This window comes from Bacillus sp. FJAT-52991 (genome assembly GCF_037201805.1).
GTDB lineage: Bacteria > Bacillota > Bacilli > Bacillales > Domibacillaceae > Bacillus_CE > Bacillus_CE kandeliae.
This window is the reverse complement of sequence record NZ_CP147404.1, coordinates 2,499,944-2,526,019: the sequence shown is the minus strand read 5'-3', so window position 1 is coordinate 2,526,019 and position 26,076 is coordinate 2,499,944. Positions and strand designations below refer to the sequence as shown.

The window sequence follows — 26,076 nt, the reverse complement described above, 5'->3', positions numbered from 1 at the left end:
TACAGATGCTTTAACGATAACAGGAGGAATTTATGTTTGTAGATCAAGTGAAAATTTATGTAAAAGGTGGAGACGGCGGAAATGGTATGGTCGCGTTTCGCCGAGAGAAATATGTTCCTAAAGGCGGACCGGCCGGTGGAGATGGCGGTAAAGGAGCGGACGTTGTATTTGAAGTGGATGAAGGTTTACGAACGCTAATGGATTTCCGTTACCAACGACATTTTAAAGCGGACCGCGGGGAGCATGGCATGAGCAAAAATCAGCACGGAAGAAATTCAGCTGATATGATTGTAAAGGTTCCACCTGGGACAGTTGTTACGGATGATGACACGAAAGAAGTCATTGCCGATTTAACGGAGCATGGACAAAGAGCGGTTATTGCTAAAGGTGGCCGTGGCGGTCGTGGAAACTCTCGTTTTGCTACACCAGCCAATCCAGCACCTGAGCTTTCCGAGAACGGGGAACCAGGGACAGAGCGATATGCGGTGTTAGAATTAAAACTATTGGCAGATGCCGGGCTTGTTGGGTTCCCGAGCGTTGGGAAATCTACATTGCTATCGGTTGTATCCGCTGCTCGTCCAAAAATTGCTGCTTATCACTTCACAACGATCGTCCCAAATCTGGGTGTAGTAGAAACAGAAGATGGCCGCAGCTTTGTGTTAGCGGATCTTCCAGGATTGATTGAAGGAGCGCATGAAGGAGTCGGACTCGGTCATCAATTTTTACGACATATTGAAAGAACTCGCGTGATTGTTCACGTTATTGATATGTCTGGATTAGAAGGTCGCGATCCATATGAAGACTATATAACCATTAACAAAGAACTACAAGAATATAATTTACGTTTAACAGAGCGTCCGCAAATTATTGTTGCTAATAAAATGGATATGCCTGATTCAGAAGAAAATCTTCGAGTATTTAAAGAAAAAATTGACAGTGATACGCCGATTTTTCCGATTTCAGCTGTGACTCGAGCAGGATTGAAGGAATTGTTGTTTGCGGTTGCTGATAAGATTGAGCAAACGCCAGAATTTCCGCTTGAGCATCTTGAAGAGGAAAAAGGCATTCACCGCGTGATGTATAAGCATGAAAATCAAGCGGCTGAATTTGAAATCACAAGAGACTCTGATGGTTGCTTCGTTGTAAGTGGAGCGAAAGTGGAAAAATTATTTAAAATGACGGATTTCTCACGTGAAGATTCCGTTCGCCGCTTTGCACGTCAGCTGCGTTCGATGGGTGTTGATGAGGCGTTACGTGAGCGCGGGGCAGAAGATGGAGATATTGTTCGACTGTTAGAGTATGAATTTGAATTTGTCGAGTAATCGGCCGCTGTAAAGTGGGGGAAGCACATTGGCAAAGAAGGATTTCGATCAAAAATTTTATCTTGTGCGGGCGGATGTTTTGCCAGAAGCGATGAAAAAAACCCTCGATGCAAAAGAGCTGATAGAGCGACGAAAAGTCGATTCTGTATGGGATGCTGTAAAAAAAGTCGATTTAAGTCGAAGCGCCTTTTACAAATATCGAGATACAGTCTTTCCTTTCCATAAGATTGTGAAAGAGCGAATTATCACTTTGTTTTTTCATCTAGAAGACCGTTCCGGCACGCTGTCAGAATTGCTTCGGCTAGTGGCGAAATATCACGGAAACATTTTAACGATTCACCAAACGATTCCGATTCAAGGGCGAGCGAATGTGACTTTATCATTGAATGTGACCGATATGACGATTGATCTTGAAGAAATGCTCGTTGAATTGAAAAACTTAGAATTTGTAGATACGGTAGAAGTTCTCGGCTCTGGTGCTTAAGAGCCGACTTTTACTAAGGTTAATTTTTTTAATATTCTTACAAGGGAGAGAGTTTGTTGAAGAAAATAGCTTATTTAGGTCCGGAAGCGACATTTACAGATATCGCTGTTCGGAATGGATTTCCAGAGGAGGAACGTATTCCTTATTTAACAATCCCTGCATGTATGGATGCTGTCATTGAAGGGGAAGCCGATTTGGCTGTTGTGCCGCTTGAAAATGCTTTAGAAGGAACAGTCAATTTAACGATCGATTATTTATTTCATGAGGCGAATTTGAAAATCATTGGGGAAATGACAGCACCCATTCAGCAGCACTTGCTCGTACATAAGGATCATCTAGCGGATTGGGATCAAGCAGAAAAAATTATGTCACATCCACATGCCATTGCCCAATGCCATAAATTTTTACATACACATTTTCATGGAACATCCTTTGAGCAAATGACGTCAACGGCTGCCGCTGCTCAATACATAAGTGAACATCCAGAGCATCGATATGCAGCCATAGCAAACTCCTTATCAGCGAAACAATACGATTTGGCGATCGCGAAAGAAAATATTCATGATTATAGCTATAATCATACAAGGTTTATTGTGTTGGCAAAAGAAGAGCAGGAATTGACAATGCCATTAACCAATCCACTGGATAAAACGACGATTGTGGTCACATTGCCGTCCGATCGAGCGGGAGCTTTATATCAAGTGCTATCGGCCTTTTCTTGGCGCGATATTAGCTTAAGTAAAATTGAATCTCGTCCATTGAAAACAGGGCTTGGAAACTATTTCTTTATCATTGATATTGCGCAAAAAGTAGACGATATCTTGCTTCCGGGAGCTTTTGCTGAAATGGAAGCGCTCGGTTGCTCCGTTCAAGTGCTTGGAAGTTATCAAGCATACTCGATTGAAAACTAAGGAATACAGCGCATCTTTTATTATTCGGCAAATAAAAGCTAAGGAGTATATTCATAAAACTCCTTTTATAGCTAATTAATAAAATATGAACAAAGTATTAAAGGCAATGCTACTCCAATTGTAGCATTGCCTTTTAAGCTATTCTTCATGTCATAATTCAATGAAATAAAACAATTAATGAAGTTGTGTGATGTTTTGAACTAAAGCTATAGAATACTTAAATATTTAAAGCTTGCTGAATATGTGCTAGATGGTGATTGCCATGCCATGCATAAAGAGCAATACTTTGTTCAATTTTCATTACATTTTCGTCAGGGTACATATATTGTTTTTTTAGTTGAATTGTGGTCAAGTTTTCTAATAAATATCCCCATTTTGCATGCAACGATTCAAGCAGTGTTAATGAAACTTTAATAGGCAACTCATAATCATTTAATTCTGCCCATTTAGACTCCTCATAAGTTTTAATGATTGGTGTTTCTTCTGTTAGAGCCATTTTCATACGAATATAACCATTCATATGACTATCTACAATATGATGAACCAATTGCAGGATTGTCCAACTACCTGTTCGATATGTATAAGCAAGCTCTTCTTTGCTTAAATCTTGTGTTAAAGATTTTAAACGACTTGGTAAAGAAGTAATATCATTAATCCAATATTGAATATCTTCCTGTAATATATTTTGGGGATACTCAAATCGGCCAATCGGATATCGTTCATCTTTCATCACTATTCTTCCTGCTTTTCTTCTTTAGTTGAACGGATTACATATTATTACAAAAAAGCCGACATCATATTTATTTCAGTGTCGGCTCTTAACTGTTAAAGAATTTTATAGCTTTGCAACATTCTTTGTTTTTGATCCTACTCTGCTTTTGTCGTTAATTTTCCACTAGCAAGAATCCAGCTTTTTTTAATGCTGCTTCTGCTTCATCTAATGTGCGCTCGTCCTTTGCTGCGATCGTGTGTAAATGCACCCCATTTGTTAGTTGAGAAAGATAGGCGGCATTCGTTTCCGCGGCTTTTTGAATAAATTGCGCCACTTCTTTTCGGTTCGATACCATAATAGAAGCCGTTAAGTCTCCGTAGATAGGATGTTCGATTTTGACATCCTTCACAAGAAGACCGAAATCGACGAGTAAATTTAATTCATCCTCCGTTTGTTCTGGTGAATGAAAACAAGCAACGGAACGCTCATACCATTTCTCTGGTGATGGCTGAGGTAAGTAGACATATCCTTGGCTTGTCGCCATAATTGGTTCATTTCGCGCTTTTAATAACGTAATATCATTGACAATCACTTGACGGCTAACATTTGTACGGCTTGCCAGTTCGCTCCCCGTTAATGGTTCTTGACTATCTTGAAGCCATGTTAAAATCAGTGACCGCCGTTCTTCTCCTAAAATCTTTTTCCCTGGAGCCATTTAAATCCCTCCATGCTAAATTTCCATACTGTTCATTGTAGCATAACTCGTCTTAAGTAGTCGCTTCGCTAAAGCATCGATTTCTGCTAAAGTCGTTTCTTCACCGAAAGAAATGCGAAAAAATTGTTTAGCCTCCTCTTCGGAAAATCCCATCGCTTGCACAGCCTTCGTACCGCCTTCGATGGATGCTTGACAAGCACTTCCCGTAGAAATAGAAAAACCGTATTCATTTAATTTCAACATGATCAGCTGTCCTTCGGTTCCAGCTAACCTCATCCCAATGATGGAAGGTAGTTGATGTTCTTTATCCGCTTCGATCCACTCATATCGGGAGTGGGCTAATTGTTCCTTTAATCGCTGTCGTAAGTTCCATTCTTTATGAAGCGAGTACGATTGACAAACTTTTTCAGCGGCTACGATAAATGCGGCAATGCCTGGAACATCTACTGTTCCCCCGCGAAATCCTTTTTCATGAGAGATTCCTGGGAAAAGCGGTTGCCAAGGGATGGAGGGGGAAATGTAGGCAGCTCCCACTCCTTTAGGACCATATATTTTATGAGAAGCGATCGATAGGCTAGTGACATAAGGGATTAAAGAATGTAAATCGATTTTGCCAAAGGCTTGCACACAATCACAATGCAAGAGAATCCCTTTTTGCTTTAACATCATGCCTGCTTCGATGACTGGTTGAATTGTTCCAATTTCAGAATTGACATATTGTAAGCAAACGAGAATGGTGTCCTGTCTAATCGCTGCTTTAAGTGTGCTTATTTCCAATAGACCTTCTGAATTGAGTGGAAGTCTAGTGATTTGAAATCCTTCTTTTTCAAGATAGCTCATCGCTGTATGAACAGAGGAGTGCTCCGTCATTGTTGTAATAATATGTGTTCCTTCGTCCTTTTTTTGTTTCGCTAAAGAAATAATCGCTAGTAAATTGCTTTCCGTTCCTCCAGAGGTAAAATAAATTCCTTCCTGCTGTCCACCAATGAAAGTAGCTAGTCGTTCACGACAACTGTCAAGTAAGAAACGAGCACGTTCTCCATCGTCATGAAGACTTGAACTGTTTCCAAAGAACTGACGACTCGCTTCTATATAAACATTGAGTGCTTCTTCACACATCGGAGTGGTTGCAGCATAGTCAAAATAAGGCATAATCGTATCCCCTTTATAAAAAAGTCTTGTCTTTAGTTTAAAATTGTGTAAATATATGTGTCAAGACACCTGTTAAAACAGGAGGAGAAAACATGAAAAATCAACTGGATGTATTGATCATTGGCAGTGGAATTGCCGCTTTACAATTGGCTCGGCTTTTAGATTCGGCGTTGCATGTGAGTGTTATCACAAAATCAGTGATTCGACAAAGCAACTCGTATTGGGCACAGGGAGGAATTGCTGCGGTTGTCGATCGTAATGATCATCTGAGATTCCATGTAGAAGACACGATCACAGCGGGTCGTTTTCATCATTCCTATCGTGAAGTGGAACGTCTAGTAGAAGAAGGAGCGACTACTGTTAAGCAGTTAGTGGCGGAAGGTTTGCCTATTGATCGAGATGAATTTGGTCATATTTCATTAGGGTTAGAAGGAGCGCATCGAATGAATCGGATTGTTCACGCAGGCGGCGATGCGACAGGTCGGCATACGATTGAGTTTTTACTTGAACAGTTGCCAGAGCAGGTACAGATTATTGAGCAAGAAATGGCGTATGAGTTGCTATTATCGGTAGATCGTTCGACTTGTGTGGGCGTGAAAACGAAAAGAAGAGACGGCTCCGTTCAAATATATCGTGCTCGCCACGTCGTTTTAGCTTCAGGTGGTGTGGGAGCGATTTATCCATTTACGACGAATCAAACAATGTTGACAGGAGATGGCATTGCGATGGCCTTTCGAGCAGGGGCAGAGATCGCGGATATGGAGTTTATTCAATTCCACCCGACCTTGCTCTATGTGAATGGAGAAACAAAAGGGCTCGTATCTGAAGCGGTGAGAGGAGCAGGGGGGACTCTCGTTGATGAGGCGGGAAATCGACTGATGGAACATGTTCATCCATTAAAAGATTTAGCTCCAAGACATATTACAGCTTATGAAATTTACAAAGCTCGAGCCAATGGAAAAGACGTATATATCGACATTCGTTCTATTCTAGATTTCGAGAAACAGTTTCCAACGATTACCGCTCTTTGTGAACAGCATGGGATTTCTGTCGCAGATGGGTTGCTTCCGGTCGCGCCTGGCAGTCATTTTTTAATGGGAGGCATTTGCGTTGACACTTTTGGCCGAACGACCATCCCAGGACTGTATGCTATCGGAGAAACAGCAAACAGCGGCGTTCATGGAGCGAATCGACTAGCGAGTAATTCCTTGCTTGAAGGAATTGTATTTGGTCGCAGGCTAGCTAAATACTTGAATGAACAACCTCAGATTTCAAATGCTATACCTATTTTTCATTATGAAGAAAAAATCGATTCAGAAAAAATCGCGCTTTTATCTAAAAGCGAGTTGCAGCAACGAATGATGGAAGCAGTAGGAATGATTCGTTCAGGAGAAAAGCTTCAAGCACATCTTCATTATTTAACAGAATCAGGCGTGAATGATTGGATCAAAAAGGGGATAGATGTCCTTTCCCATAAGGAAATAGAGAAGCTGTTTTTATTTATCAATAGCTATTTAATTAGTTACCCAGCTTTATTACGAGAAGAAAGCCGCGGTGCGCATATTCGTTCTGACTTTTCTATTGAAGAAGAGAGTTGGATGGGCAAACGAATTATACAAACAATACAACACACATGGATAAGGAGAGGGTTTTGTGAATCGGATCAAACTAGAATCCATGCTTAAAGAATTTTTTATGGAAGATATTGGAGATGGGGATTTGAGTGGAGAAGCCGTATTCTCATCTGAAGAACGCGGACAATTTTATCTTCTTGCTAAACAAAATGGTGTTTTTTGTGGCGAGGAAGTTGTCACATTGGGATTTGCTTTGATTGACTCCGGTAGTTCCGTTGAGATGAAGGTCAAGGATGGCGACTGGGTGGCTGCTGGAACGGTGATCGCTAAAGTGACAGGGACGATGCGAGGCTTACTTCAAGGGGAGAGGGTTATCTTAAATCTCATTCAGCGTATGTCAGGGATTGCGACTGCTGCGCATGAAGCGGTCGTTCACACAAAGGGAACGAAAGCGAAAATTTGTGATACACGGAAAACAACACCCGGTCTGCGAATGCTTGAAAAATATGCGGTGCAAACGGGCGGCGGTGTCAACCATCGTCGTGGCTTGTATGATGCAATTATGCTCAAAGACAATCACATTGCCTTTGCTGGTGGGATTAAGCAAGCGGTAGCGAAAGTGAAAGCCTTTGTTGGTCATACGGTCAAAATTGAAGTCGAGATTGAAACGAAACAACAGCTAGAAGAAGCGATTGAAGCTCGGGCAGATATCATTATGTTTGATAATCGAACACCAGAAGAGATTAAAGAGTGGATTACACTTGTTCCCCCTCATATTACGACTGAAGCATCAGGTGGTATCCATTTAGGAAATATCCGTGAATATGCCGAAAGCGGAGTGGAATATATATCTCTCGGTGCATTAACTCATTCTGTTCAAGCACTTGATATTAGTGCAAAAGTACAACCGTATATGAATAAGGAGGAAGCTCACGATGTCTATTCAAGAAATGCTTAAGCAGCCATCATTCTCATTAGCTGATCGATACCGTCAAATGACTAGAGAGCAAATGGAAGAGCGAGTAAGAGAGATTAAAAAAGAGCTAGGTGAGGCTCTTTTTATCCCGGGTCACCATTATCAAAAGGATGAAGTCATTCAATTTGCAGACGCCGTTGGAGATTCATTACAACTAGCACAAATATCCGCAAGCAATAAAAAGGCAAAATATATTGTTTTTTGTGGTGTTCACTTTATGGCTGAAACGGCAGACATGTTAACGACAAAGGAACAAACGGTGATTTTACCAGATATGCGTGCCGGCTGTTCCATGGCGGATATGGCGAATATTCACCAAACAGAAATCGCTTGGGAGAAGATGCAAGCCTTGTTTGGAGACACCATGCTACCTCTTACGTATGTCAATTCAACAGCCGCAATTAAAGCGTTCGTTGGCCGCAATGGAGGGGCGACGGTTACATCTTCGAATGCTCATAAACTAGTGGAATGGGCGTTCACGCAAAAAGAAAGAATTTTATTCCTTCCTGATCAACATCTTGGGCGTAATACGGCCTTTGATTTAGGTATTGATCTCGACGAAATGGCTGTTTGGGACCCGATTCGTCATGAGCTTGAATACGAGGGTGATTTAAGTCGAGTAAAAGTGATTTTATGGAAGGGGCATTGTTCTGTCCATGAAAATTTCACCGTGAAAAATATTGAGGATATTCGTAAAAATGATCAAAATATGAACATTATCGTTCATCCAGAATGCCGTCGGGAAGTGGTCGGGCTGTCTGATGATAACGGCTCAACGAAATACATCATCGACACGATCGAACAATCAGCTTCTGGCAGTGCTTGGGCGATCGGGACAGAAATGAACCTTGTTAATCGTTTAATTCAGAACCATCCGGATAAAAAAATCATTTCGCTGAATCCCAATATGTGTCCGTGTCTTACGATGAACCGCATCGACTTGCCACATTTGCTTTGGTCATTAGATACCATTGTTGAAGGTGGGAAAAGCAATGTCATTGAAGTGGACGAACAAACAACTAACGACGCCTTGTTGGCGTTAAATCGAATGCTGAAACAATAAAATGGGAGAAGCCTCGCTTATTGGCGAGGTTTTTTATGCAGACAGCCGCATGAAAGTGGAAGAAGATCTAGGCTTCCTTGTCTCCAGATTCTCTATTCATATTTCGCTCCTTTAGTGCATAAAATTTTTGTGTAAGTTTGTTCGCAAATTCGCATCGCCCACATACACTATATCGACGAATGCCTAAGGAGGGAAAAAATGAAAATCCATATTGTACAGAAAGGGGATACACTCTGGACGATTGCTAAAAAATACGGAGTTAATTTTGAAGAGTTGAAGAAGATGAACGCCCAACTCTCCAACCCCGATTTAATTATGCCGGGAATGAAGATTAAAGTGCCCACACCAGCAGGCATGACAAACAAAGAAATGCCCAAAAGTGGAACGGTAGAGAAAGAAAAAAAAGTGGAGCAACCGATAGCGCCAATAACGAAAGAAAAAAAAATCGAACAACTGATAGCGCCAGTAAAAGAAGTGAAGCCACCGCCCCCTCCTGTGAAGGAAAAAGAAAAGGTGGTCATTCCAAAGCCATCAATAATGCCTCCTCCAATGCCGCCTATCATTCCTGAGGTAGAAATTAACCAAATTTTTCAAATGCATCACCCGCAACAAGCACCACCAGCCGTCCTACCTGCTGCGCAGCCGCCTCCGAAAGTACCGAAAGTACCGAAAAAACCGGACAATATTTTCCCGGGGCTGAGTAAGAAAGAAGAGGTGGAAAGTCCAGAAGCACCGATGACACCAGCAATCATGCCTGAAATGGTTGCGGTACCACAATTACAAGGAGGATGTTTTCAGCCAATGAATCCATATATGCCTATGTATCATATGTCACCTCAAAGCTGTGGATGCGAAATGGCTATGCCTGTACAACCAATGACTATGCCGATTCAGCACCCAAATGTTAATATGCCAATGGCTATGCCAATTCAGCAGCCAAACGTCAATATGCCAATGGCCATGCCAATTCAGCAGCCAAACGTCAATATGCCAATGGCCATGCCGATTCAGCAGCCAAACGTCAATATGCCAATGACTATGCCGATTCAGCAGCCAAACGTCAATATGCCAATGACTATGCCAATTCAGCACCCAAATGTCCATATGGCCATGATGGAGGAATCCTCTGATGAATCCGCCATGATGCCAAATGTGCAAGGAGTGCAGGCAATGGAGTCTCCGATGCAAGGCTATCCAACGCAAGCATTTCCAGCAGCTATGCCTGGGACTGGATGCGTTCCGGTCACGCCGGTGATGCCAGGAACGGGTTTTTGTTCACCGTTTGGTATGGCCCCTACTTATCCAGTAGCTGGCGCGGGCTATGGGATGGAGTATCCTGGTCATATGCCGACATCAGTGATGGGGGCTTACACGCAACCACCAGCTTATGGGGCACACCCAAATGCTCCTTACATGCACGGCCAATATCCGACTCATCCAATGTATCCAATGGACTGCGGATGTGGGCATCCTGAACCGTATGGCATGCCAAGATTTGACGAAGAAGATGAGCAGTAAAATAACTTCTGGAGACGTGCCTTCACCCCGTCTCCTTTTTCAATTGTCTGCTGCTTTAGAGGAAAAAATTGAATCGATCCAGTGTATGAAAAGTGGGAAATGGCTCGTATGTACCGACAAAAATAACTGGTTTTTAAAGCAATATGCAACTGAGAAACAATTTATGAAACAATGGAAGCTAACGGAAAAATTATTAGCTGTTAGAGTTTATTCGATTATCCCTTTTCACCCATCTTCCCCCTTTATTGTGGAAAAAAACATTTTCGCTCTGATGCCGTTTATTCCATCATCAAGTCGCATTTATACATTTCAAATGAAGAAGGAAAGAGAAACAGCTTTGCGGCTATTACGTTCTTTTCACGAACAAACGGCGGAATTTGTTGGCGAGCTTGAGGATTTTTTTTCTCCACTTAACCAGCTGACACGCTGGCAAAAACGGTTGACTTTTTTTGTTCAATCGCTCCCTCAATTGCAACATTATTTTCCAAAAATGCTTCTAAAACGGTATATAGAAATGGGGGAATGGTCTCTTCAACAGTTGATGAAAAGAAGCTGGAAAAAAAGAGATCCGGTGATTATCCACGGTGATGTAGTCGCTCACAATTTTTTGCAAGCAAAGACCGGACAGTTATTTTTAATTGATTTCGATTTAGCGGCCAGAGCACCTGCTATGTATGATTATTTACAATTTGTCAATCGTATATTGCCTATTGTCGATTGGGACCTCGATCAAGTAATGGCACATGAAGTGTTAGCGGAGTTTAAAGGTGAGGAAGAATTTTATTTACAGTTATTATTTCCTACAGATATTTTTCGTGAATGTCACCGTTTTATACGTTCCATGAACGGAAATTATCAGCATGCTTACGATTTGACGGTAATCAACTTTCAGAAAAGAGAGGACTTCTTTTTGAAATGGCAAAATGAACTAGGATAACTCGTGATAAACACCTCAAACTAAGAAGGGTGATCTATGCCCGAATACAGTTTCAGGGGTGGAAGTATGAAAAAAATCGTAACAGTTATCGTGCTCCCGTTTTTTATTGTAGGTCTAGCTGCTTGTAATTATGATCAGGAGGAAGGCTACGGAGATCCTAATAAAGAACATGGCTTTTATTCCAATGAAAGCTATGGAGAAGAGCATCAGCGGAGTACAGATATTAATTATCATGGAAATAGAGGGTTAAAACCATATAAAGTGAAAAGCTCTTACTACGAAAATTACCCTGGTCAGTTAGCAGAGAAATTGTCAAGAGAGGCGATGACGGTTCGCGGTGTGACAGATGCTCGAGCGTTGATTGATGGGAAGAAGATTAAAGTGGCTGTTCATGTAAAGGAGGAAGGAAAAGAGGAAGCAAGAATTCAAAAAGACGTGAAACAAGCAGTCGCCCCTTATACAGATGGATATAACGTACACGTCTCCACGGATTATGCATCCTATAGCCATTTACGGAGTTTAGATAATGATTTGCGTGATGGCGGACCGATTGATTTGCCAAATGAAAGGTTTAGTCGATAATGAACAAGCGAGAGTTTCTTTTGCTCCTGCTTGTTTGATTCATCTGAAATAGAAAAGCCAGCTTCCCGAAAAGGAAACTGGCTTAGTATGTAATGGAAAGGCCGCGGTTGCCGTACAATTAATAGAGTTTTAAAACCACCACTCCATAAAGTGGGTGTTTGCAGAAACACTCCTATCGTCCTCATTCAATATGAGGCATGATATTCCTGTCTCAATATAAAACTCCCTATTCCAGCTTAAAGGTTAAAACTTTATTAAGATTACGCACAACGCAGCTGATGAGATTATATTACATAAAATCATAGAGAAATGCAACTCCAATGTTATCCAAGGATCATTATGTGTGTTTAAATGAAGAACAAATGTTTCTTTTTGGTTTTATCCACAGATAAATCATGGTATGATACAATGAAGTGTAATGTGCAGAAGGAGAGAAAAGATTTGTACGAGTATATTAAAGGAAGCGTGGAATTCATTGGACCGGAGTATGTGGTCGTTGAAAATGGTGGCATTGGTTATAAAGTCTTAACACCTAACCCGTTCGCTTTTTCGAAATTTGAAAAGCAAGCCATTACGATATATGTGTATCAGCATGTGCGTGAAGATGCTCTAGCGTTGTACGGATTTATCTCGCTAGAAGAGAAAAGAATGTTTGAAAAGCTAATTTGTGTGTCAGGGATCGGACCAAAGGGGGCGCTTGCTGTATTAGCAAGTGGGGAACCGCAGCAAGTGATTCAGGCAATCGAACAAGAAGATGAATCATTTTTAGTGAAGTTTCCTGGTGTAGGGAAGAAAACGGCGCGGCAAATGATTCTTGACCTAAAAGGAAAATTAGCGGATGTGGTACCAGAGTACTTCCCTAATTTATTTCAAGTGGAAGAGGATGAACGAAAAGCTTCCATTTCCGCTGAGCTTGATGAAGCGATGTTAGCACTTGAAGCACTTGGTTATTCAGAGCGAGAAATTAAAAAGATCAGCACCAAATTGAAAGCAGAAGAAATGACGACGGATCAATATATTCGCAAAGGATTGCAGTTATTATTGAATGGTTAAACTGAATGAATGAGGGAGGGGTGAAAAAATGGAAGACCGGATCGTCTCTGGAACGGCTGAAATGGCCGAAATGTATGAAGAGCAGTCATTACGCCCTCAAACATTAAAGCAATACATCGGCCAAGATCAAGTGAAGAACAATCTGGAAATTTTCATTGAAGCCGCCCGTCAGAGAGAAGAGACATTAGATCATGTGCTATTATACGGACCGCCCGGGCTTGGAAAAACAACACTTGCAGCTGTTATTGCCAATGAAATGGGTGTGCAATTGCGAACGACAGCAGGTCCAGCAATTGAACGACCAGGTGATTTAGCCGCTGTGTTAACAGCACTTGAGCCAGGCGATGTCTTGTTTATCGATGAAATCCATCGTTTGCCGCGTTCCATTGAGGAAGTGCTTTACCCAGCAATGGAGGATTTCTGCTTGGATATTGTCATTGGGAAAGGTCCGAGTGCTCGCTCCGTTCGCTTAGATTTGCCACCATTTACGTTAATTGGAGCCACGACACGAGCAGGTTCGTTGTCTGCCCCATTACGAGATCGATTTGGTGTATTAAGTCGGCTGGAGTATTATAATGAACAGCAGCTTCAAGAAGTGGTGCTTCGAACGGCAGATATTTTTGATACAAAGATGGATGCACAAGGTGCGGCTGAAATCGCTCGCCGTTCACGTGGCACGCCAAGGATTGCTAATCGTCTACTGAAACGAGTACGTGATTATGCTCAAGTACGCGGAAATGGAACGATCACTTTTGAGATTGCTCAAGAAGCATTAGAATTGTTGCAAGTCGATCGTCGAGGACTTGACCATATTGATCATAAATTATTAAAGGCCATTATTGAACGTTTTCGTGGTGGTCCTGTTGGGATTGAAACGATTGCAGCAAGCATTGGAGAAGAAGCGGTTACGATTGAAGATGTCTATGAACCGTATTTGTTGCAAATTGGCTTTTTGCAGCGTACGCCAAGAGGTCGCATCGTTAGTGAGCTTGTGTATCATCACTTCCAAATGGAGGTACCGACAGAATGAGCGGGCTTGGAAAAACGTTGATGCTGATTGGTATAGCCATTTTCGCCATGGGATTAGTGATGCAATTTGTGAAAATCGGTCGCTTACCAGGTGATATTTTGATTAAAAAAGGAAATACTACTTTTTATTTTCCAATCATGACGTCGATCATCGTTAGTGTGGTATTATCATTAATCTTTTATGTGATTGGAAAATGGAAATAACAGATAGGGATGAAGAAAGTGAAAGTAGAAGATTTTGATTTTTACCTTCCTGAAGAGTTGATTGCCCAAACGCCTTTAAAAGAGCGGGCAGAGAGTCGTCTAATGGTACTGGATAAAGAAACCGGTGTTATTCAGCATCAAGTATTTAAGCAAATGACTGATTTTCTGAAACCGGGCGACTGCCTTGTTCTCAATGATACGCGTGTATTGCCTGCACGTTTGTATGGCGTTAAAGCAGAAACAGGTGCTAAAATTGAAGTATTGCTGTTGAAACAAGAAGAGGGAGATCGCTGGGAAACGCTAGTGAAGCCAGCGAAACGAATTAAAGAAGGCAGCGTGATTTCCTTTGGTGATGGTAGATTGACAGCTACTTGTATAGCGGAAAAAGATCATGGCGGACGAATCCTTGAGTTTTCGTATGATGGTATTTTTTATGAAGTGCTAGAGGAGCTTGGTGAAATGCCGCTTCCGCCTTATATTAAAGAACAGCTAGATGAACAAGAACGCTATCAAACAGTGTTTGCAAAGGAACGCGGTTCAGCAGCGGCACCAACAGCAGGGCTTCATTTTACTGAAGAGTTACTGGATGAAATCCGTGCAAAAGGTGTCCATATTGCGTTTATTACGCTTCATGTTGGATTAGGTACATTTCGTCCTGTTTCCGTCGATACAATTGAGGATCATGAGATGCATTCAGAGTTTTATCAAGTATCGGAGGAGACGGCTCATTTGATTGAGGATGTAAAGGCTCAAGGCGGCCGAATTATTAGTGTAGGTACGACATCGACTCGAACACTGGAAACAGTGGCTCGTGATCATGGTGGAAAGGTTGAAGCAGCGAGTGGCTGGACGGATATTTTTATTTATCCAGGCTTTCCGTTTCAAGCAATTGACGGCATGATTACGAATTTCCATTTGCCTATGTCGACGCTGATCATGCTTGTTAGTGCACTTGCTGGCAAAGAGCATGTGATGAATGCGTATGAAGAAGCTGTGGCAAAAGAATATCGCTTTTTCAGTTTTGGCGATGCCATGCTAATTAAGTAATAAGGAAGGGGCTGCGATCATTTGTCAGCTATTAAATATGAATTAATTAAAACTTGTAAACAAACAGGTGCCCGTCTTGGTCGTGTGCATACGCCACACGGTAGTTTTGAGACGCCTGTTTTTATGCCGGTTGGCACACTTGCAACAGTTAAAACGATGTCTCCAGAGGAATTAAAGGAAATGGGTGCGAATATTATTTTAAGTAACACCTATCACCTATGGCTTCGTCCTGGTCATGACATTGTGCAAGAAGCGGGCGGGCTTCATAAATTTATGAACTGGGATCGTTCGATTTTAACAGATTCCGGTGGTTTTCAGGTTTTTTCGTTAAGTGAATTTCGTAAAATAGAGGAAGAAGGCGTGCATTTCCGCAATCATTTAAACGGAGACAAGCTATTCTTATCTCCTGAAAAAGCGATGGAAATTCAAAATGCACTTGGGTCTGATATCATGATGGCGTTTGATGAGTGTCCGCCTTATCCTGCTGAATATGATTATATGAAGCGGTCAGTGGAGCGGACGTCACGTTGGGCGGAAAGATGTTTAAAAGCGCATGCTCGTCCACAAGACCAAGGGTTATTTGGGATCGTACAAGGTGGAGAGTACGAAGATTTACGTCGTCAAAGTGCGGCTGATTTAGTATCGATGGATTTTCCGGGATATGCGATTGGTGGATTATCGGTAGGTGAACCAAAAGACGTGATGAATCGTGTCCTTGATTTCACTACACCATTTTTACCAGCGGATAAGCCTCGTTATTTAATGGGAGTAGGCTCTCCGGATTCTTTAATTGATGGAGCAATTCGCGGAGTGGATATGTTTGATTGCGTATTGCCGACTCGGATTGCTAGAAATGGTACGCTGATGACAAGCGAAGGTCGACTTGTTGTGAAAAATGCCAAATATGCCCGTGATTTTGGTCCGCTCGATGAAAATTGCGATTGTTATACTTGCCGTAATTACTCTCGAGCGTATATCCGCCACTTAATTCGGACAAATGAAACATTTGGTATAAGACTTACAACTTACCATAACCTCTATTTTCTGATAAAATTAATGGAACAAGTAAGAGAAGCGATTAAAGAAGACCGTTTAGGTGATTTCCGCGATGAATTTTTTGAGGCATACGGCTTCAATCGTCCAGATGCGAAAAACTTCTAATTTCAATCGTTCTCAGAAAGGGGTGATATGATGCAACAGATTATTATGCTTCTATTGATGTTTGTTTTGTTCTACTTTTTGCTTATTCGTCCGCAGCAAAAGCGTCAAAAAGCTATAGCGGCTATGCAAAATAGTTTGCAAAAAGGTGATAAGATCATTACAATCGGAGGCCTTCACGGCTTTATCGATGCCATTGATGAAGGAACAATCGTAATTAAATGTGGCGATGGTAGCCGTCTTACATACGACCGTAATGCCATTCGTGAAGTAACAGAAAAATCGACAACTGTATAAGTTGAAAAAAGCGTCCTCCGTTAGGAAGGGCGCTTTTTTTATCAATCTCTATGTTTGGCTGATACATTGACGCCAAGGATCCCGCCCATCATCGCTGTTACGATAAAGCAGCTGTGGTAGATGAGTTGTTCCCAGTGGAAAGGAGCTTGGTAGCCAAGATATTGATAGGACACCATAGTTAGACTATACAAGGTGCCGGTTAGCCCGCCGGTCATCCAGCCTTTTCTTTGAGAAAGTTTCCCTGATACAAATCCTCCGGTAAACAAGGCGATAAAAGAAATGACTGTAATGGAGAACTGTACGGAAGATTCTGTTAAAGAGCTCCAGCGCAAAATAGAAGAAAATACGAAACTGCAGAGGATGGCAATGATAAAAATGACGACCATTCCATACATCACACCGTAACTAAATGACTTCATTGAAATTCCTCCCTTGTTTTTGCTTCATGTTTTTTCAATTAGTGACCATACTAGTATGTATAGACGATTGAACATGAAGGAGATGCATATGGTTTACTTGACAATTACTTTTCGGACGATATTTTTGTATATCGTCATTTTATTTGTGTTTCGGCTTATGGGCCGAAGAGAAATCGGGGAGCTTAGTATACTAGATTTGGTCGTGTTTTTAATGATCGGTGAAATGGCGGTTATTGCGATTGCAGAACCAACGGAACCACTCATGTATGCGCTTTTGCCTATTTTTATTTTAGTCGTGGTGCAAATTTTCTTTGCTTATGCTTCTTTAAAAAGTAAAAAGTTTCGGGAGATGATCGATGGTGAGCCAGAAATCATTATTAATAAAGGAAAAATCAATGAGCAAGCGATGAGGAGACATCGCTACAATTTTCATGACCTTCTTCTGCAAATGAGAGAAAAAGATATTCGCCATATTGATCAAGTGGAATATGCCATTTTAGAACCATCGGGCAGCTTGTCGATTTTACAAAAAGAAAATAAAGAAAAGAGCGGGACGTTCACTTTACCACTTATACTAGATGGTGAAATTCAGCATGAACATTTACAAATGATAGAACAAACAGAAGATTGGCTGTTAAAAGCTTTAAAAAAGAGAGGGTATTATGAAATAACCAACATCTCTTTTTGCAGCTTTCATGATGGTCAATTTTTTATAGATGAAAAAGATTAAGTCTATTTTTTAAGCCGTAATTTCGCCATATCTTGTTTTGTGATGAGTCCTAATATGAGCGCAAGCAGTCCGTAAATCACCGCTGTGAACGTTCCTCCTGCAAGCAGATAGGAAAGCCCATTCGTTGTTGCTGCTAGAAAATGATTCATCCAGTCACTTAAAAAGAGAACAGCGGTTAAGATCAATAGGAATTTGCCGTATTGTCGTAAATCAAGTGATAGCGATATTTTTTTGAATACACTCGCCAAATGCAAAAGGGTGACCAGCAAAGTGCCAACTGCTATGCCAAGTGCTGCTCCATATATGCCAAATTGCGGCTGTGAAGCAAAGATATAAATGACAGCAAGCTTGACGACTGCTCCAATTAAGCTGTTAATCATCGCTGTATTCGCTAAATTTAACGCTTGTAACACCGCTTGAAGAGGACCTTGATAATAATAAAATAAGAAAAAGGGAGCTAATAGCTGAATAAACCGAGTGCCGTTGGTGGAATGATACATAAATTGCATAAGTGGTTCAGCATACAAATATAACAGCAAAACGGCGAGTCCACCGGAAATTAAGCAAAACCTAAGAGCCTCTTGAATACGATATTCGAGCAGGCGATGTTGCTGTTTCGCATAGGCCTCACTAATCGCCGGAACGAGAGAGGTAGACAAGGCTAGCGTCACAAATGAAGGCAAAAACATGACAGGCAAGGCGTACCCCGTTAACACCCCATATTCTTTTGTAGCGGTCATAGCAGCGACTCCCGCGATTGCTAAACTTTGAGTCACAACGATCGGTTCAAAAAACCAGGAAAGTGAACCGATCATACGACCGCCTGTTGTGGGAATAGCTACGTCTAAGAGCTCTTTTGCTGTTTCCTTCCCAGAATGAACAGCGGTAAAAAAACGCTTCCTTAAGCGAAAGTTTTTTTTGATCTTAAACATCGTCAGTAAGTAAACCAGGGAAGCTAATTCACCAATAGCGGCCGCTGCCATGGCTCCTGCTGCTGCATATTCGATGCCCATCGGTAGAAATTTCTTCGTTAAGACGACAATTAATAAAATCCGTGTGATTTGTTCAATGATTTGAGAATAAGCAGCGGGTTTCATGTTTTGTTTGCCTTGGAAATAGCCTCTGAGAACAGAGGAGACGGCGATCATTGGAATAGTCGGCGTGATCGCTACTAATGGATAATATGTCCGTGGGTCAGTAAATAACACTTTTGATAAAGTAGGAGCCATAAATAATAAAAGTGGTGTGAAAATGAGAGACAATGAGAGTGTGATCGCTAGCGAGACAGCAAGAATTTTTTTGATTTTTGCATGGTCTCCTTTAGCTAAAGCAGTGGCTACACTTCTAGAAATGGCCACAGGGAGACCAAATTGTGTGATCGTAACCACTAAGATAAAGGTGGGGAACACGATCATATAAAGTCCTACACCTTCTTCGCCGATCAGTCTAGCGACTACAATTCGGTTAATAAACCCTAGAATTTTCGTAATAAAAATAGATACCATTAAAATCATGGTGCCTTTTAAAAACTTCGACATCTTTCTCCCTGCCTTCTCAAAAAGGATAAATTGCTTTACAATATTATGTATATGCCTAAAAGGTGGGCAAGCATGACATGTTCATCAGTTCTTCTAAGCTAAAGGGGATGAGAAGTTTGGTAGATAAGCACCCTTATGAAGTTTATTTTCAGCAATTATTACCAGTGTTAAGGAGTAAGGTAGAGGAGTTCAGGCTTTTAAATTATGGAACCATTGATATTCCATCATTATGGGAGTACTTAACGAAGAAGAAGTGGAAGAAACCAGAGCAAGACGTTCATATTTATCAACTCGTAGCTGATATTGTATCGACGAAAGCCATTGATTATATGAATTTTGCTACAGTGGAAGCCTATCGTTCCCCCAATTGGCTAGAGGAAGTCAACCATGAAGAGCTACAGGAGTTATTTCGTCCGAAAAAGCCATGAGTCCATAAATTGACACGAGTTATTTTCTGCTTCATAATAGTTTTGTTAAGGAATTCTGGTATCCTTTTACCAGAATTTTTTAAATGAGTGAGGACTATTCCATATCTTTTAAGTTTTATATGGTTAAGGAGGAATTTACATAATGGTAAAACGCAGCCGGATCGTAGCCTTTTTTCTCATCGTGCTGTTACTCGCTAGTACTATTGGGCTTACGGCGAAGGACATTGTGAAGGATATTAAGCTTGGGCTGGACCTTCAAGGAGGCTTTGAAGTTCTTTATGAAGTGAAGCCGATGAAAGAAGGGCAAGAGATAACGAAGGATGTGGTAACTGATACCGTCGATGCGCTCGATAAGCGGATTAACGTACTAGGGGTCAGTGAGCCAAATATTCAAGTAGAAGAAGGAAACCGCATTCGCGTTCAGCTTGCAGGTGTAGAGGATCAAAATGAAGCGCGCGAGCTGTTGTCCACAGAAGCGAACCTTAGTTTCCGTGATGTGAATGATAACTTGCTGATGGACGGACAAGATATTGTTCGAAAGGGAACGAAGCAATCTTTTGATGACAAGGGTAATCCAAGTGTAGCTGTACAACTAAAGGATAAGAAGAAATTTAAAGAAGTTACTGAGCATGTTTTAAGCTTAGCGCCAATGAACCAGATGGTCATTTGGTTGGATTTTGAAGAAGGTAAAGATTCCTATGCGAAGGAAGTTCAAAAGGAAAATCCCAAGTTTATTTCTGTAGCGACTGTGGGAGAAGTATTTAATACAAATGAAGTGGCGATTACAGGGACATTCACTTTAGAAGAAGCGAAGAGTCTTGCTTCGATCTTAAAGGCCGGTGCTTTACCTGTTAAGCTAGATGAGATTTATTCCACTTCAGTTGGGGCTTCATTTGGAGAAAAAGCCCTTGATCAGACGGTACTTGCAGGAATTGTAGGGATCGCGATTATTTTCCTATTTATGCTTTTCTATTACCGTTTACCAGGCTTTGTCGCAACCATTACACTATCTGTTTATATTTACTTAATTTTGTTGATTTTTGACTGGATGAATGGAGTGCTCACCTTACCTGGTATAGCCGCCCTCATTCTCGGGGTCGGTATGGCTGTCGATGCCAATATTATTACGTATGAGCGGATCAAAGAAGAAATAAAAGTAGGGCGCTCGATTAAAGCTGCTTTTAAAGAAGGGAATAAAAACTCTTTCTTAACGATTCTGGATGCGAATATCACAACCCTTTTAGCCGGTGGAGTGCTGTTTTATTTTGGAACAAGCTCGGTTAGAGGGTTTGCGACAATGCTCATCATCAGTATCTTTGTCAGCTTTATCACAGCGATTTGGGGCTCTCGTTTACTTCTTAGTTTGTTCGTTCAAAGTGGCTTGTTCAAAGATAAGCCAGGCTGGTTTGGTGTGAACAAAAAAGATATTAAAGATATTAGTGAAAATTATGACACGCTTGATTTACCAACGAAATTTGACCGTTTTGATTTCGTGAAACATCATCGTAAGTTTTTCACTGCTTCTATTGTAGCTATCATCGCTGGAATGATTGTTCTGAGTGTATTCCGTTTAAATCTTGGAATTGATTTCTCAAGCGGAACGCGTATGGAAATTACGGCAAATAAACCGTTGACTGAAGAGATCATTCAAGCGGAATTGGAAAAAGTAAATTTAACAACCGATGATATTGTGATCTCAGGGGATCAGAAAAACATAGGTGTAGCTCGATTTAAAGAATCCCTTTCACAAAAAGAAGTTGCTCAAGTGAAGGATCACTTTACTAAAGTGTATGGTAGTGAGCCAAACATCAGCACTGTATCACCAGTCGTTGGGAAGGAATTGGCCAAAAACGCGATCATTGCATTAGTCATTGCTTCATTAGGAATTGTGTTATATGTAACTCTCCGTTTTGAAATATACATGGCTTTAGGGGCGATTATTGCCTTATTGCATGATGCCTTTTTCATTGTCGCTTTCTTCAGTTTAACTCGTTTAGAAGTAGACGTTACGTTTATAGCGGCTGTTTTAACGATTATCGGTTACTCCATTAACGATACGATTGTTACGTTTGACCGGATGCGTGAGAACTTAGCGAAAAAACGTAAAATCAAAACAGAACAAGAGCTTGAAGACATTGTTAACAAGAGCTTGCGTCAAACATTTACGCGCTCTGTGAACACTGTAATGACGGTAGTGATCACTGTTGTTGCTTTAATTGTTTTCGGAAGCGACTCGATCTTAAACTTCTCTATCGCTCTATTAGTCGGCCTAATTTCTGGAACGTACTCTTCTCTTTTCATCGCGGCTCAACTATGGCTTGTATGGAAGAAAAAAGAATTAAAGAAAAAAGGCGTACTTATTACGTATAAAGAGAAAAAACGGTGGAGCGACGAACCACAAGTGTAAAAAGAAAAGCGGAGCCGACTGTCCAGACACGACAAGCAAATGTTCTGGCGCTGGAAAGACGGTAGTCTTGCAAGCGGCAGAACATTTGACTCGAGTGTCTAGGAGGCGAAGCTGGACAAAAAGAAAAGCGGAAGACGCCGTTTAGCGACGTATGGACTGGAGCACTTCGCACGAGATAAAGGAAAACGAAATGCGAAGCTAGCCAAGAAAAGCGGTCAAAGGATTATTTCTTTGGCCGCATTTTTGTGTTTATGAATAAATATTTAAAAATTGAAAATATTATGTTATATTCATCGCCAGAAAGGTATGGTACAATCCATAGTAATCATAATATGGTATGTACTTATTTTTTTATAAAAGGTGGGAGAGGTCATGAAAGTACAATTTAATTTATTGTTAGGTGTTGTTTTTGCACTGATCATTTCTATTTTTGCTGTGATTAATGTAGAACCAGTAACAGTTAATTATTTATTTGGACAGGCTGATTGGCCGCTCGTGCTCGTGATTCTCTTTTCTGTTTTGATGGGTGGGGTCGTTTCTGCCTCATTAAGTGTGTTTCGAACGGTTAGTTTGAAAAAGCAAAATAGAGTATTAATCCATGAAATTGAAGAATTAAAAAAAGAACAAACAGCATCATATACAAAGAATTCGATCAAAAAGACCTGAAATAAGGTCTTTTTTTCATGAACACGATGTGAAGGAAACAAATTCTGCTCATTGAAACCCCATTTTTACTCTTGTATAATGAGAAGGTTAAGGGGTGACTATATGTTAAAATCAAAAACCCGCTGGATTGTTCGTCAAACGGACGAAGAAATGCGAGATCAATTATGTGAAAAATTAGCTATAAGCCCATTGTTGGCTTCCTTGCTTATAAACCGTGGCCTCACTGATGAAGAGTCTGCCCGGCATTTTTTATTTGATAAAGATAACAATTTTCACGATCCTTTTTTACTAAAAGGGATGGTTGAAGCTGTTAATCGAATTCAAACAGCGATAGAAAATGAGGAACCGATCCTCATCTTCGGAGACTACGACGCCGATGGAGTAAGTAGTACATCCGTCATGATGACCGCTCTGCAAGATTTAGGTGCGAATGTGGAATTTTATATTCCGAATCGCTTTACAGAAGGGTACGGACCAAATGAGGGAGCGTTTCGCTGGGCTCATGACAGTGGATTTCGTTTAATTATTACTGTGGATACGGGGATCGCTGCCGTAAAAGAAGCGAGAATTGCGAAGGAGCTTGGGATCGATTTAATTATTACCGATCATCATGAGCCGGGTCCGGAATTACCGGAAGCATTGGCGATCATCCATCCAAAGCATCCGGAAGGAGATTATCCATTTGCTTATTTAGCAGGGGTAGGAGTTGCTTTTAAAGTAGCACATGCCCTTTATGGTCATGTGCCAGAGCATCTTCTTGATTTAGCCGCGATTGGCACGATTGCCGACCTTGTTCCGTTAACAGGAGAGAATCGAACGATCGCGAAAGCGGGTTTGAAAAAGCTGCAACAAACGACTCGACCTGGCATTGAAGCATTATGTAAATTGACGGCGACGAAAAAAGAGGCGATCAATGAAGAAACAGTAGGCTTTATGATTGCCCCGCGTATTAATGCGGTGGGAAGACTGTCGGATGCGGATCCAGCGGTTGAGTTACTGTTAACGCAAGAAAAAGAGATGGGGCAACATTTAGCGAAAGAAATTGATGCGATGAATAAAGAACGCCAGACAATTGTTAATGACATTACGGTAGAAGCACTGGCGATGGTGGAAGAACATTATCCTCTTGAGCAATACCCTGTACTCGTCATTGGAAAAGAAAATTGGAATCCTGGTGTAATCGGAATTGTTGCTTCAAGGCTCGTTGAAAAGTTTTATCGACCGACGATTGTACTGAGCTTTGATCCAGAAACAAAAATGGCAAAAGGATCAGCAAGAAGCATTGCTGGGTATGATTTATTTAAAAATTTATCTACCTGTCGCGAATTACTTCCACATTTTGGTGGTCATCCGATGGCAGCGGGGATGACGCTTGAGATCGCTGATGTGGACGAGCTAAGATCGCGGCTTTGTCAATTAGCGAAAGAACAGTTAACGGCAGAAGATTTCATTCCAGTCACAGAGCTTGATCTAGCTGTGCCGCTAACAGAGGTTGATTTAGCTGTCGTGGAACAACTGGAGTCGCTCGCTCCATATGGGATGGCCAACCCTAAACCGAAAGTGCTGATTGAAGAAGTAGGCCTGTCCTCTATGCGCAAAATTGGCTCGGATAAGACGCATTTGAAGCTTCAACTTGAGGATCAGGCCGCATCGCTTGATAGCATTGGTTTTGGCTTGGGGCATTATGCCGATCATATTGCGCCATTATCAAAGGTCTCTGTCATTGGGGAATTGTCCATTAATGAGTGGAATAACATTCGCAAGCCGCAGCTCTTTTTGCAAGATCTTCGAGTGGACACATGGCAGCTGTTTGATGCACGTGGACACCGTCAATTTGAGAAGGGGCTTGAGCAAGTGCCGCAAGATCGAGTATTGATTGTGTTTAAAAAAGAGACAATCACAGAACTAAATCTAGGCCGATGGCAAACAGAGATCGTTGAAATCACTGAAATAGAAGAGGCAAAACGAGTGACGATTGATCAAAAAAATATTGTATTGATCGACATGCCTCCCTCTATAGAACTAATAGAAGCTTTGTTTACCAATGGTCGGCCTGAACGGATCTATGTTCATTTTCATCAGAAGGACTCTCATTTTTTCAGTACACTGCCAACGAGGGATCATTTTAAATGGTTTTATGCTTTTTTAATGAAGCGAAAAAGTTTTGACTTAAAGCGACATGGAAACGAGTTGGCGAAATATCGCGGCTGGTCAAGAGAAACGATCGATTTTATGTCAAAAGTGTTTTCTGAGTTAGAATTTGTTACAATAAATAATGGAATGATTGAGTTGCATTCAGCGGCTGCTAAGCGTAGCTTAACGGATTCACCGTCTTATCAAAATAAGAAGATGCAACTGGAATTAGAAAATAAACTTTTATATTCTTCCTATCAAGAATTAAGAGATTGGTTGGAAGAGCGCTTGTCTGTCGATAATAAGGAGGAAGTTAACACATGGATTTAAGACAATTTATTAAAATTGTTCCGGATTGGCCGAAGCCAGGAATTAAATTTAAAGACATCACGCCATTAATGGACAATGGAGATGCATTTCGCTATGCAACGGATCAAATTGTTGAGTACGCAAAAGCTAAACAAATTGATTTAATCGTAGGTCCTGAGGCGCGTGGCTTTATTGTAGGCTGTCCGGTTGCTTACTCTCTAGGAATTGGCTTTGCGCCGGTTCGAAAAGAAGGAAAGCTTCCTCGTGAAACTGTGAAAGTCGAATATGGCTTAGAGTATGGAAAAGATGTACTCACGATTCATAAAGACGCAGTTAAACCCGGGCAACGCGTGTTAATTACGGATGATTTGCTAGCGACGGGTGGAACGATTGAAGCAACGATTCAACTAGTAGAACAGCTTGGTGGTGTAGTTGCAGGGATCGCTTTCTTAATTGAGCTTGAATATTTAAATGGGCGCAGCAAATTAGACGGTTATGATGTTTTAACGTTGATTCCATATGATTGATCATAGAATGGGCACTTTTTGTGTCCATTTTTTATATAGAGGTTTTGCTAAACAATGATGTTGACTTCGATCGTTTTCGTTTCATTTAAATGAGTCAAAATCAACATTATGCTTTAAGATCGCTTACTTAAGGCTCTATCTGTAATCGAGAAAAAAGAGACATTTCTCGACAGACTCTCTTGTTT

25 protein-coding genes, 1 other RNA gene and 1 pseudogene are annotated in these 26,076 nt (G+C 41.2%); 21 read left to right on the top strand and 6 right to left on the bottom strand.

The window, feature by feature from the left end; all coding sequences use genetic code 11:
* Positions 1–32: 32 nt before the first annotated feature.
* Genes obgE through pheA form a run of 3 tightly spaced genes read left to right on the top strand, consistent with a single transcriptional unit; the run spans position 33 to position 2,717 of the window.
* Positions 33–1,322, top strand: a complete 1,290-nt coding sequence (gene obgE, locus WDJ61_RS13040; protein ID WP_338750405.1) for a GTPase ObgE — start codon at positions 33–35, stop codon at positions 1,320–1,322.
* A gap of 28 nt (positions 1,323–1,350) precedes the next feature.
* Entirely contained in the window at positions 1,351–1,806 is a 456-nt protein-coding gene (locus WDJ61_RS13035; protein WP_338750403.1) for an ACT domain-containing protein, read from the top strand.
* A 56-nt stretch (positions 1,807–1,862) separates the two neighbouring features.
* Positions 1,863–2,717, top strand: a complete 855-nt coding sequence (pheA, locus tag WDJ61_RS13030) for a prephenate dehydratase (RefSeq protein ID WP_338750401.1) — start codon at positions 1,863–1,865, stop codon at positions 2,715–2,717.
* A gap of 217 nt (positions 2,718–2,934) precedes the next feature.
* Here the strand turns inward: pheA and WDJ61_RS13025 are convergent, their stop codons facing one another.
* From WDJ61_RS13025 to WDJ61_RS13015, 3 genes are all read right to left on the bottom strand, one after another.
* Complete coding sequence (locus WDJ61_RS13025) at positions 2,935–3,447, bottom strand: YfiT family bacillithiol transferase (RefSeq protein ID WP_338750399.1); 513 nt, start codon at positions 3,445–3,447, stop codon at positions 2,935–2,937.
* Between the two features lie 154 nt (positions 3,448–3,601).
* The gene (locus WDJ61_RS13020) at positions 3,602–4,144 is read right to left on the bottom strand and encodes a transcription repressor NadR (protein ID WP_338750396.1); all 543 of its coding nucleotides are present in this window, start codon (positions 4,142–4,144) and stop codon (positions 3,602–3,604) included.
* A 15-nt stretch (positions 4,145–4,159) separates the two neighbouring features.
* Complete coding sequence (locus WDJ61_RS13015; RefSeq protein WP_338750394.1) at positions 4,160–5,296, bottom strand: IscS subfamily cysteine desulfurase; 1,137 nt, start codon at positions 5,294–5,296, stop codon at positions 4,160–4,162.
* 92 nt (positions 5,297–5,388) lie between these two features.
* Here WDJ61_RS13015 and nadB point away from each other — a divergent pair, with 92 nt between their 5' ends.
* From nadB to WDJ61_RS12985, 6 genes and pseudogenes are all read left to right on the top strand, one after another.
* A complete protein-coding gene (gene nadB, locus WDJ61_RS13010) occupies positions 5,389–6,981 on the top strand; it encodes an L-aspartate oxidase (RefSeq protein WP_338750392.1) in 1,593 nt (530 codons plus the stop codon).
* Positions 6,950–7,828 (top strand): carboxylating nicotinate-nucleotide diphosphorylase, encoded by an 879-nt coding sequence (nadC, locus tag WDJ61_RS13005; protein WP_338750390.1) that lies wholly within the window; start codon positions 6,950–6,952, stop codon positions 7,826–7,828. Before nadB ends, nadC begins: the two co-directional genes overlap by 32 nt.
* Positions 7,806–8,909 (top strand): quinolinate synthase NadA, encoded by a 1,104-nt coding sequence (nadA, locus tag WDJ61_RS13000; RefSeq protein WP_338750388.1) that lies wholly within the window; start codon positions 7,806–7,808, stop codon positions 8,907–8,909. The genes nadC and nadA overlap by 23 nt, the downstream gene beginning before the upstream one ends.
* A 198-nt stretch (positions 8,910–9,107) precedes the next feature.
* A pseudogene (gene safA / locus WDJ61_RS19120) lies at positions 9,108–9,255 on the top strand (SafA/ExsA family spore coat assembly protein); the annotation flags it as partial.
* Positions 9,256–10,404: 1,149 nt separating this feature from the next.
* Complete coding sequence (locus WDJ61_RS12990) at positions 10,405–11,364, top strand: aminoglycoside phosphotransferase family protein (protein ID WP_338750384.1); 960 nt, start codon at positions 10,405–10,407, stop codon at positions 11,362–11,364.
* A 66-nt stretch (positions 11,365–11,430) separates the two neighbouring features.
* Positions 11,431–11,946, top strand: coding sequence for a YhcN/YlaJ family sporulation lipoprotein (locus WDJ61_RS12985; protein ID WP_338750382.1), 516 nt, complete (start codon positions 11,431–11,433; stop codon positions 11,944–11,946).
* Positions 11,947–12,040: 94 nt separating this feature from the next.
* Here the strand turns inward: WDJ61_RS12985 and ssrS are convergent.
* A non-coding RNA gene (gene ssrS / locus WDJ61_RS12980) (6S RNA) lies at positions 12,041–12,227 on the bottom strand.
* 160 nt (positions 12,228–12,387) lie between these two features.
* On the opposite strand from ssrS, the gene ruvA reads away from it, so the two are divergent.
* From ruvA to yajC, 6 genes are read left to right on the top strand one after another with little or no spacing between them, the layout of a single operon-like run.
* Positions 12,388–12,999 carry a Holliday junction branch migration protein RuvA gene (gene ruvA / locus WDJ61_RS12975; RefSeq protein ID WP_338750380.1) on the top strand — a complete coding sequence of 204 codons (612 nt, stop codon included), beginning with the start codon at positions 12,388–12,390 and terminating at the stop codon, positions 12,997–12,999.
* A gap of 28 nt (positions 13,000–13,027) precedes the next feature.
* On the top strand, positions 13,028–14,029 hold the full coding sequence (gene ruvB / locus WDJ61_RS12970) for a Holliday junction branch migration DNA helicase RuvB (RefSeq protein WP_338750378.1): 1,002 nt from the start codon (positions 13,028–13,030) through the stop codon (positions 14,027–14,029).
* A complete protein-coding gene (locus WDJ61_RS12965; RefSeq protein ID WP_338750376.1) occupies positions 14,026–14,232 on the top strand; it encodes a DUF2905 domain-containing protein in 207 nt (68 codons plus the stop codon). Before ruvB ends, WDJ61_RS12965 begins: the two co-directional genes overlap by 4 nt.
* Positions 14,233–14,250: 18 nt before the next feature.
* A complete protein-coding gene (queA, locus tag WDJ61_RS12960) occupies positions 14,251–15,279 on the top strand; it encodes a tRNA preQ1(34) S-adenosylmethionine ribosyltransferase-isomerase QueA (protein WP_338750374.1) in 1,029 nt (342 codons plus the stop codon).
* Between the two features lie 21 nt (positions 15,280–15,300).
* The gene (gene tgt, locus WDJ61_RS12955) at positions 15,301–16,440 is read left to right on the top strand and encodes a tRNA guanosine(34) transglycosylase Tgt (RefSeq protein WP_338750372.1); all 1,140 of its coding nucleotides are present in this window, start codon (positions 15,301–15,303) and stop codon (positions 16,438–16,440) included.
* A 27-nt stretch (positions 16,441–16,467) separates the two neighbouring features.
* On the top strand, positions 16,468–16,734 hold the full coding sequence (gene yajC / locus WDJ61_RS12950; RefSeq protein ID WP_413789015.1) for a preprotein translocase subunit YajC: 267 nt from the start codon (positions 16,468–16,470) through the stop codon (positions 16,732–16,734).
* A 41-nt stretch (positions 16,735–16,775) separates the two neighbouring features.
* On the opposite strand, the gene WDJ61_RS12945 is transcribed toward yajC, so the two are convergent.
* Positions 16,776–17,153: a TIGR04086 family membrane protein gene (locus WDJ61_RS12945; protein ID WP_338750368.1), complete on the bottom strand. Its 378-nt coding sequence runs from the start codon at positions 17,151–17,153 to the stop codon at positions 16,776–16,778.
* A gap of 88 nt (positions 17,154–17,241) precedes the next feature.
* Here WDJ61_RS12945 and WDJ61_RS12940 point away from each other — a divergent pair, with 88 nt between their 5' ends.
* Positions 17,242–17,883, top strand: a complete 642-nt coding sequence (locus WDJ61_RS12940; protein ID WP_338750366.1) for a DUF421 domain-containing protein — start codon at positions 17,242–17,244, stop codon at positions 17,881–17,883.
* A gap of 2 nt (positions 17,884–17,885) precedes the next feature.
* Here WDJ61_RS12940 and spoVB read toward each other — a convergent pair whose 3' ends face one another.
* Positions 17,886–19,421 (bottom strand): stage V sporulation protein B, encoded by a 1,536-nt coding sequence (spoVB, locus tag WDJ61_RS12935; protein WP_338750364.1) that lies wholly within the window; start codon positions 19,419–19,421, stop codon positions 17,886–17,888.
* Between the two features lie 116 nt (positions 19,422–19,537).
* Between spoVB and WDJ61_RS12930 the strand changes: the two genes are divergently transcribed.
* The 5 genes from WDJ61_RS12930 (at position 19,538) to WDJ61_RS12910 (ending at position 25,891) form a co-directional block, all read left to right on the top strand.
* Positions 19,538–19,849: a post-transcriptional regulator gene (locus WDJ61_RS12930; protein ID WP_338750362.1), complete on the top strand. Its 312-nt coding sequence runs from the start codon at positions 19,538–19,540 to the stop codon at positions 19,847–19,849.
* Between the two features lie 142 nt (positions 19,850–19,991).
* Positions 19,992–22,256: a protein translocase subunit SecDF gene (gene secDF, locus WDJ61_RS12925; RefSeq protein WP_338750360.1), complete on the top strand. Its 2,265-nt coding sequence runs from the start codon at positions 19,992–19,994 to the stop codon at positions 22,254–22,256.
* Between the two features lie 372 nt (positions 22,257–22,628).
* Positions 22,629–22,922 (top strand): lipopolysaccharide assembly LapA domain-containing protein, encoded by a 294-nt coding sequence (locus WDJ61_RS12920; RefSeq protein ID WP_338750358.1) that lies wholly within the window; start codon positions 22,629–22,631, stop codon positions 22,920–22,922.
* Positions 22,923–23,024: 102 nt separating this feature from the next.
* Entirely contained in the window at positions 23,025–25,385 is a 2,361-nt protein-coding gene (gene recJ, locus WDJ61_RS12915) for a single-stranded-DNA-specific exonuclease RecJ (protein WP_338750356.1), read from the top strand.
* Entirely contained in the window at positions 25,376–25,891 is a 516-nt protein-coding gene (locus WDJ61_RS12910) for an adenine phosphoribosyltransferase (protein ID WP_338750354.1), read from the top strand. Before recJ ends, WDJ61_RS12910 begins: the two co-directional genes overlap by 10 nt.
* Positions 25,892–26,076 lie beyond the last annotated feature (185 nt).

Excerpts from the sequence above, each read along its gene's own strand:
- obgE (WP_338750405.1), top strand. The coding sequence starts at position 33 with ATGTTTGTAGATCAAGTGAAAATTTATGTAAAAGGTGGAGACGGCGGA.
- WDJ61_RS13025 (WP_338750399.1), bottom strand. The coding sequence starts at position 3,447 with ATGAAAGATGAACGATATCCGATTGGCCGATTTGAGTATCCCCAAAAT.
- WDJ61_RS13020 (WP_338750396.1), bottom strand. The coding sequence starts at position 4,144 with ATGGCTCCAGGGAAAAAGATTTTAGGAGAAGAACGGCGGTCACTGATT.
- WDJ61_RS13015 (WP_338750394.1), bottom strand. The coding sequence starts at position 5,296 with ATGCCTTATTTTGACTATGCTGCAACCACTCCGATGTGTGAAGAAGCA.
- nadB (WP_338750392.1), top strand. The coding sequence starts at position 5,389 with ATGAAAAATCAACTGGATGTATTGATCATTGGCAGTGGAATTGCCGCT.
- nadA (WP_338750388.1), top strand. The coding sequence starts at position 7,806 with ATGTCTATTCAAGAAATGCTTAAGCAGCCATCATTCTCATTAGCTGAT.
- WDJ61_RS12985 (WP_338750382.1), top strand. The coding sequence starts at position 11,431 with ATGAAAAAAATCGTAACAGTTATCGTGCTCCCGTTTTTTATTGTAGGT.
- ruvB (WP_338750378.1), top strand. The coding sequence starts at position 13,028 with ATGGAAGACCGGATCGTCTCTGGAACGGCTGAAATGGCCGAAATGTAT.
- WDJ61_RS12965 (WP_338750376.1), top strand. The coding sequence starts at position 14,026 with ATGAGCGGGCTTGGAAAAACGTTGATGCTGATTGGTATAGCCATTTTC.
- yajC (WP_413789015.1), top strand. The coding sequence starts at position 16,468 with ATGATGCAACAGATTATTATGCTTCTATTGATGTTTGTTTTGTTCTAC.
- WDJ61_RS12945 (WP_338750368.1), bottom strand. The coding sequence starts at position 17,153 with ATGAAGTCATTTAGTTACGGTGTGATGTATGGAATGGTCGTCATTTTT.
- WDJ61_RS12940 (WP_338750366.1), top strand. The coding sequence starts at position 17,242 with ATGGTTTACTTGACAATTACTTTTCGGACGATATTTTTGTATATCGTC.
- spoVB (WP_338750364.1), bottom strand. The coding sequence starts at position 19,421 with ATGTCGAAGTTTTTAAAAGGCACCATGATTTTAATGGTATCTATTTTT.
- secDF (WP_338750360.1), top strand. The coding sequence starts at position 19,992 with ATGGTAAAACGCAGCCGGATCGTAGCCTTTTTTCTCATCGTGCTGTTA.
- WDJ61_RS12920 (WP_338750358.1), top strand. The coding sequence starts at position 22,629 with ATGAAAGTACAATTTAATTTATTGTTAGGTGTTGTTTTTGCACTGATC.
- recJ (WP_338750356.1), top strand. The coding sequence starts at position 23,025 with ATGTTAAAATCAAAAACCCGCTGGATTGTTCGTCAAACGGACGAAGAA.
- WDJ61_RS12910 (WP_338750354.1), top strand. The coding sequence starts at position 25,376 with ATGGATTTAAGACAATTTATTAAAATTGTTCCGGATTGGCCGAAGCCA.